Here is a 7,440-nt window from a genome sequence, read left to right on the forward strand (position 1 = left end):
CACCGGTCGGCCCGGCGCGCCCGGCCGCGCCGGGCGGGCCGCACCCGGCGGCAGAGCCCGGCCGGCTCAGCGCCGTGCCGTCACCGTGCCCTCCACGGCGAACAGCTGCTCCTCGACATGGTCGAGCGCCAGTCGCAAGGCCCCCGTGGCGACGGCGGCCTCGCCCAGCAGTGACAGCTCCACGCGCGGCGGCCGCAGGCAGAACCGCGCCAGCTCCTCCCGCAGCGGCGGCAGAATCCCGTCCAGCCCGGCGGCCCAGCCGCCGACCACCACCAGCTCCGGGTCGAGCGCCAGGACCAGCGCCGCCACGTCGTGCACCAGCCGCTCCGTGAACCGGTCCACCGCCGCCCGCGCCCGCTCGTCGCCCTGCCGCGCCCGGGCGAACACCTCGGCGACCGCCTGCTCGTCCAGCGGGTGCAGCGGCTCGTCCGTCGTCGACAGCAGCGTCTCCGGCGTCTCGCCCCGCCCCAGCAGGTGCAGTGCCCCGATCTCGCCGGCCGCCCCGCCGAACCCCCGGTGCAGTCGCCCGCCGATCAGCGATCCGGCACCCGGGCTCAGCCCGGCAAGTACGAAGACGATGTCGTCCGAGTCGATAGCGGCACCCTTCCAATGCTCGGCCACGGCCGCCGCGTTGGCGTCGTTCTCCACGAGCACCGGGCAGCGGAACGACCGCCGCAGCCGGTCGCCGAGCGCCAGCCCGGTCCACCCTGGGAGCGCCGTACCCAGCCGGACCGTCCCGTCCGCCTCGACGATCCCGGGCGTGCCCACGCCGACGGCCCGCAGTGCGCCACGCGCGACACCGGTACGACGCAGTACGTCGGCGACCGCCGCGCGGACCCGCTCCAGCCTCTCGTCGGCCGACGCGGTCTCCGAGACCTCCCGCGCACCGGCGCCGATGATCCGCCCGTCCAGCCCGGACAGCAGCGCGGCCACGCGGTGCGGCCCGATCTCGATGCCAAGGAGATGGCCGGCCTCGGCCCGGAACCGGTACCGGCGGGCCGGCCGCCCCTGGCGCCGCACCTCGCCCTCCTCGGGCCCGGCCTCGACCACGAGCCCCGCCTCGATGAGCCCCTCGGTCACACCCTCGACCGTGGGGCGGGACAGGCCGGTGAGACGGGTGAGGTCGGTCAGCGTGCGGGCCTCACCGCCGCGCAGCGCATGGAGTACCACCGCGGAGTTGATCCGCCGCAGCAGCGAAGGGTCGCCGCCGGTCAGCCGGCCCACCGTGTGTCCTCCCAGCTCGTGCCGCGTGTCTGCCGGATGGTACTCAATGCTGGGTCGGGCGGCGACCGCGGGCCCGCCCCGGCCCTGGGCGCCCCGCGCGGCACGTCCCGGACCCGATGACCGCCCCGCGCGGCACGGCCCTGGACCCGACGGCCGCCCCTGCGGCGCCGACCGACCCGCGGTCGTCCCCAGGCGTGACCTGACGCCACGCCAATTGTCAGTGCGGAAGGCTTTACTGGACCCATGACCACGGCCCGTCACCTGGCGACCATCGACCTGCTGCGCTCCCGTCCCTTCCCCGGGGAGCGCAGCAGATCGGACGTGGGCGACAGCGGCCCCGGTTACCACCTGGCCGAGCTCGCCACCAGCGAGGACTTCTGGGAGGACCGCAGCCGCGTCGAGCTGGTCGCGGAGCAGTACGAGGCGGAGCGCGACGCGCTGGGGGTGCTCCTCACCGCCCGCTGGGGGGAGCCGCAGATCTTCAGCCTCTGGTCGGTGTTCCGGCGCGGCATGGACGGCGAGGACATACCCGAGCCGTGGGACGGCCTCAGCAACCATGTGCCCGACTTGCATCTGTGGCGTGCGGACGGCCGCTGGATAGCACTGGGCGTCTCCCAGTGGGACAGGGAACTGCCGTTCCAACTGCTCGCCGTGATCACGGACACGGATCCGCCGTAGCGGCCGCGCGACGAGGACGTATCGCCACTACCAGGAACACCTACAACACCGCCGCCAGGTCCGCCCCGATGGCGAGTACCGCGACACGACGAACGCGGAGTGGTCGGAGTTCGAGGAGCACTTCGACCGCCGCAAGGTCGAACTCGGCTCCTGCGGACGCCCCTACGGCACCTCCTGCCAACACGGACACGCCTGCTTAACCGAACTGATAATGGTGGCCCTGTTTCTGCGTACTGAGATCGTCATCTCACGCAGGGTCGGCCTCGGGGAACATCGGTACAGCGGTTATCGGTGAGAACGATCACGGTCGGCTAGCACAGTGATCCACTTCGCCGCTGGGGTTCGGTGAAACGCCTCCGGGCCTGGTCCGGGGCTGGCTACGGTCCGGCTCGTGCCGGTGGAATTTCTGAGTGATGAGCAGGCCGAGGCGTACGGGACGTTCGCCGAGGAGCCGACGAGGCCCGAGCTGGAGCGGTTCTTCTTCCTGGACGACGTGGACCGGGACCTGATCGCCCTGCGGCGGACGGAGCATCACCGGCTCGGGTTCGCGCTCCAGATGTGCACGGTGCGCTACGTCGGTCTGTTCCTGGAGGACCCGCTCGCGGTGCCGTGGCCGGTGATCGAGCACCTGGCCGCGCAGCTCGGCATCGAGGACCTGCCGGTGGTCAAGAGGTACGCGGAGCGGCGCCAGACGCTGTACGACCACGCGTGGGAGATCCGGGACGCCTACGGCTACCACCCCTACGAGGATGCCGAGTGGGGGCCGGCGGTTTCGTACGTTCCTGCACGGGCGTGCGTGGACGCACGCCGAGGGCCCGAAGGCGCTGTTCGACCATGCGGTGGGCTGGCTGCGACGTCACCAGGTGCTGTTGCCTGGGGTGTCGGTGCTGGCCCGGCAGGTGTCGGAGGCGCGGGAGGTTGCGGAGAAGCGGCTGCACGCCACCGTCGCGGGCGCCGCCCGCCGCGCGGACCCTGCGCTGCCCGGGGATCTGGTGGCGGCGTTGAAGACGCCGAAGGGCTCGCGGTTCTCGGAGCTGGAGCGGCTGCGCTGGCCGCCGACGCGGACGACGGGCACCGCGTTCGCCCGCGCGCTGGAGCGGGTGGACGAGATCGGGGCCTACCGGCTGCGGCGGCTGAAGTTGTCGCAGATCCCGCCGAACCGGATGGCGGCGCTAGCCCGGTACGCGCTGGGGTCGAGGGCGCCGCTGCTGGAGCGGGCGGCGGAGCCGAAGCGCACGGCGATGCTCACCGCGGTGATGCGGCACTTGGAGGCGAAGGCGATCGACGAGGCTCTGGACCTGTTCCAGGTCCTGATGGCCACCCGGCTGCTGAACACGGCGAAGCGGAAGACGGAGAAGGAGCGGCCGCTGAGCGCGGCGGCCACCGTGGTGACCCTGGTGCCCGAGGACGAGAACTCGGCCGAGATCGCCATGCGGGCCGCGCTCGCGAACCGGTACGCGACGGTGCGGCCGTTCCTGTCCCTGCTGGGCGAGTCGAAAGCGCTGGACGCGGCAAGCGCCGGGAAACGGGTCCTGGCCGGGGTGCGCGGCCTGCCGGCGCTGGCCCGGCGGAAGGTGGGGGTGAAGCCGCTGCTGCCGCGCGAGGTGGACGACAAGCCCGTACTGCCCGCGTGGCGCAAGGCGGTGTACGCCAACCCGGATCTGCCGCAGGGCGCGGTGGACCGGGACGCCTACGTGGTGTGCGTGCTGGAGCAGCTGCACCGGGCCCTGAACAACCGTGACGTGTTCGCCTCGCCCTCGCACCGCTGGTCCAACCCGCGCGCCCGCCTGCTGGACGGGCCAGACTGGGACGCGGTCGAGGAGGACGTGCTGGCCGGGCTGAGCCTGGACATGCCCGTCACCGAGGACCTGGCGGAGCTGGTGCGGGGCCTGGACGCCAGATGGAAGCAGCTCGCCGAGCGTCTGGAAGAGGCCGGGCCGGCGGCGAGGGTCTCCATCGAGGTGCAGGACGACGGGCGGGTGAAGCTGAACGTCGACAAGCTCGGCGCGCTCGGCGAGCCGAAGTCCCTAACCTGGCTGCTCCAGCGGGTCGAGCGGATGCTCCCGAAGATCGACCTGCCGGACCTGCTGTTCGAGGTAAACGCCTGGACCGGCTTCCTGGACGCCTTCGTGTATCTCGGCGACGGCACGACCCGGATGAAGGACCTGTCCACCTCGGTGGTCGCGCTGCTGGTGTCCGAGGCGTGCAACATCGGCCTGGTCCCGGTGGTCAACCCCGGCTACGAGGCGCTTACCCGGGCCCGGCTCGTGCACGTCGACCAGTACTACCTGCGCGCCGACACCATCGCCGCGGCGAACGCCGCGCTCATCGCCGCCCAGGCCGCCGTGCCCATCGTGAAGTTCTGGGGCGAGGGCCTGCTCGCCTCGGTGGACGGGCTGCGCTTCGTCGTCCCCGTCCGCACCATCAATGCCGCGCCGTCGCCGAAGTACTTCGGATTCAAGCGCGGCATCACCTGGCTCAACGCCGTCAACGACCAGGTCGCGGGCATCGGGCAGATGGTCGTCCCAGGCACCCCACGCGACTCCCTGCACATCCTGGACGCGCTGCTGAACCTCGACGGCGGGGTCAAGCCGGAGTTGGTGGCCACCGACAACGCCTCGTACTCCGACATGGTGTTCGGCCTGTTCAAGATCCTCGGCTACAACTTCAGCCCCAGGTTCCGCGACTTGGACGACCAGCGGTTCTGGCGGGCCACGATGCCCGGCGTCGAGACGGGCAGCTACGGCGCGGTGGAGGACCTGGCCCGCAACCGCGTGAACCTGAACAAGGTGATCACGCACTGGCCGGACATGCTGAAGGTCGCCGGTTCCCTGGTCACCAACCAGGTCCGCGCCTACGACCTGCTGCGCATGTTCGGACGCGACGGCCGCCCGACCCCGTTGGCCGTCGCGTTCGCCGAGTACGGGCGCATCGCCAAGACCGAGCACCTGCTGCGCGTGGTCGACCCGGTCGACGACACCTACCGCAGGCAGATGAACCGGCAGCTCACCGTGCAGGAGTCCCGCCACAAGCTGGCCCGGGACGTGTGCCACGGCAAGCGCGGCACCATCCACCAGGCATACCGCGACGGCATGGAGGACCAGCTCGGCGCGCTCGGCCTGGTCCTCAACGCCATCGTGCTGTGGACCACGAAGTACATCGACGCCGCCGTCGCCCAGCTCCAGGCCGAGGGCCACGAGATCCGCGACGAGGATGTCGCACCCGCCTCTCCCCGCTCAAGCACCGCAACCTGAACCTGCTCGGCCGCTACAGCTTCACCGCACAGGTCCCGGATGCCGGCGTCCTGCGCCCGCTGCGCGACCCCGACGCACCCGAGCTGGACGAAGACGACGACGGGAGCGGACAGGGCTAAGGGTGGCCGACCAGTGTGGCGAACTACGGCGGCCAAGCGCCCGCAACCAGGGTGCCGAGGGCAGTGCGTTGGTGGGTGACCGAGCGGCCTGTGCGGGTTGTCGTCGCCATGCCTGCCGATCTGAGCGCCGCCGCGTGGGACGAGGCCGTCGCGTTGCTGACGTGGAGGGCGCGGGCCAGGGATGTCGTGGTGTGAGGCTCGGCGAGGAGGCGCAGGGCGTCCAGCCGGGTGCGGCCCAGGACGGCGGCCAGGGTCTCGGTGGCGACGACCGGGCGCCCCGCGGTGGGAGGGAGCCCGGGACCGGCTGGGTACGTCAGGACCGCGGGATGGCCTGGGGTGTCGTGGAGAAGTGGGCCCGCCGGGTGGTGGAAGGTGGGCAGCAGAACCAGGCCGCGCCCGTTGAGGCAGACGTCGCGGTCCGGCGCTGCACTGGGCCATTCCCACACACCCTCGTGGAGTCGGCTGCCCGGGGCCAGGCCGGTCAACGTGGCGGCCACGCCGTGCTCGGCGACGGTCAGGGCGTAGCGGGTGAACTCCTCACGGTGCAGATCCTGTACGACGGACCAGACCGGGGCGAGGACCGTCTCGTACGCGGCCTGCTGGGCGCGGTGCATGGTGCGCCAGGCCGTCTCGTCGCCCGCGTGCAGGCCGCGGATCCAGCGAGGCGCGGGCATCGTCCCGTAGACCCGCTCCAGCTCGGAGCGGACGAGACCGGGGCTGGTGGCGCGGATCTGTTCGAAGCCGTCGGCCATGGTGTCGCCGATGACGTCGAGGAAGGAAGGCGGGCGGCCCGCTGGAACCAGGTCGGCGAGCGGGTTAGCTGCGGCCGGGAGGGAGCGCAGGACGCGTCCGCGCCACGGCGCGAACAGCGGCCCGCCACGCCGGGTCACGGCTGTCGTCAGGACGGCGTGCAGCTCTTGGAGCGGCGCCGGGCGGGGTGCGAAGCGGATTTGGGCGAAGTCCTGCGCGGTGAAGTGGATTCGCAGCACCCTCACAGCTCCTCGTCCTGGGCCAGCCTTTCGGCCAGGGCCTGAACCTTCGCACCGTGATGGCCCCCGCCCCAAGGATGTTCGTATGACTTCTCGACGCACTCTTTTGAAAGGCACCCTATTGGGGAGTGCCGCCGCCCTGCTGCCCACGGCTGCGTCCGCCTCCGGTGGCGGCCCGGTCCTCCGGCTGCCCGCGCCCGCCGGCCCGTACCCCGTAGGCATGCAGACGGTCCATCTGACGGACCCGTCCCGGACCGACCCATGGGTGGGCGGCGTGCGGGAGTTGATGCTGACCGTCCTGTACCCGGCCCGATCGGTACGCGGCTTCTCCCGGGCCCCGCAGCTCACCCCGGCCGAGGCCAGGGAGTTCGCCGAGTACGCGCCGCACGTTCATCCGGGACTGCCGGAGCCGGGAATGGTGGACTGGGGCGCGGTCCTCACCCACGGGTACATGGGCGCGCCGCCGCTGCCCGGGCGGCGGCCGGTGCTGGTGTACTCACCCGGCGGTGGTGACTCCCGCACGCTCGGCACAACCCTCGCCGAGGACCTGGCGAGTAACGGCCGAGTGGTCGTCCTCGTCGACCACCCCGGTGACGCTTCTCAGGTGGAGCTGCCCACCGGAATGCGGACGACCGTCCTGATCGGACCCCCGGACCCGGCGACCTTCCGCACGATGGTGGACACCCGGATCGCGGACCTCCGCCTGGTCCTGGACCGGCTCAGCGACCTACAGCTCGCACCGGCCATGGACACCTGCCGGATCGGGATGTACGGGCACTCCGCAGGCGGCACGGCGGCGGTGTACGCGGCCCGTGACGACCGCCGGGTCGGCGCGGTGGTGAACCTGGAGGGCTATCTCGACCTGTACCCGACGCTGGCCGGCTTCGATCAGCCGCTGCTGCTGTTCCGCTCCGACGGATTCGACGGCGCCGCCCGTATCGAGTCGTCCTGGGCGGGCCTTCCCGGCCGCAGCAGGCTGCTCCCCGACGCGAACCACTGGGCATTCACCGACTACGGCTCGCTCGTCCCTCGACTCCAGACTTCCGGTCTCGTGACAGCGACGGCGCGGACCGCGCTCGTCGGCACCGGCGACCCTGCGATGACACTCGCTGAGGTACGGCGCCGGGTAGGGACCTTCTTCGCCCGCCATCTCTCGTAACGGAACTACGAGGCGGC

At 71.9% G+C, this 7,440-nt stretch carries 4 protein-coding genes and 1 pseudogene; 3 read left to right on the forward strand and 2 right to left on the reverse strand.

Annotation, left to right across the window (positions count from 1 at the left end; translation table 11 throughout):
- Positions 1 to 66: 66 nt before the first annotated feature.
- Positions 67 to 1,224 carry an ROK family transcriptional regulator gene (locus FVS66_RS14090; RefSeq protein WP_149181534.1) on the reverse strand — a complete coding sequence of 386 codons (1,158 nt, stop codon included), beginning with the start codon at positions 1,222 to 1,224 and terminating at the stop codon, positions 67 to 69.
- Positions 1,225 to 1,467: 243 nt separating this feature from the next.
- Here FVS66_RS14090 and FVS66_RS14095 point away from each other — a divergent pair, with 243 nt between their 5' ends.
- Entirely contained in the window at positions 1,468 to 1,902 is a 435-nt protein-coding gene (locus tag FVS66_RS14095) for a hypothetical protein (RefSeq protein WP_149181535.1), read from the forward strand.
- Between the two features lie 391 nt (positions 1,903 to 2,293).
- Positions 2,294 to 5,275, forward strand: a pseudogene (locus FVS66_RS14105) (Tn3 family transposase).
- Positions 5,276 to 5,298: 23 nt separating this feature from the next.
- Here the strand turns inward: FVS66_RS14105 and FVS66_RS14110 are convergent.
- Positions 5,299 to 6,264: a winged helix-turn-helix domain-containing protein gene (locus tag FVS66_RS14110; protein WP_149181536.1), complete on the reverse strand. Its 966-nt coding sequence runs from the start codon at positions 6,262 to 6,264 to the stop codon at positions 5,299 to 5,301.
- 85 nt (positions 6,265 to 6,349) lie between these two features.
- Here FVS66_RS14110 and FVS66_RS14115 point away from each other — a divergent pair, with 85 nt between their 5' ends.
- Complete coding sequence (locus FVS66_RS14115; RefSeq protein ID WP_149181395.1) at positions 6,350 to 7,423, forward strand: acetylhydrolase; 1,074 nt, start codon at positions 6,350 to 6,352, stop codon at positions 7,421 to 7,423.
- Positions 7,424 to 7,440 lie beyond the last annotated feature (17 nt).

This window comes from Streptomyces sp. TRM49041, assembly GCF_008271805.1.
GTDB lineage: Bacteria > Actinomycetota > Actinomycetes > Streptomycetales > Streptomycetaceae > Streptomyces.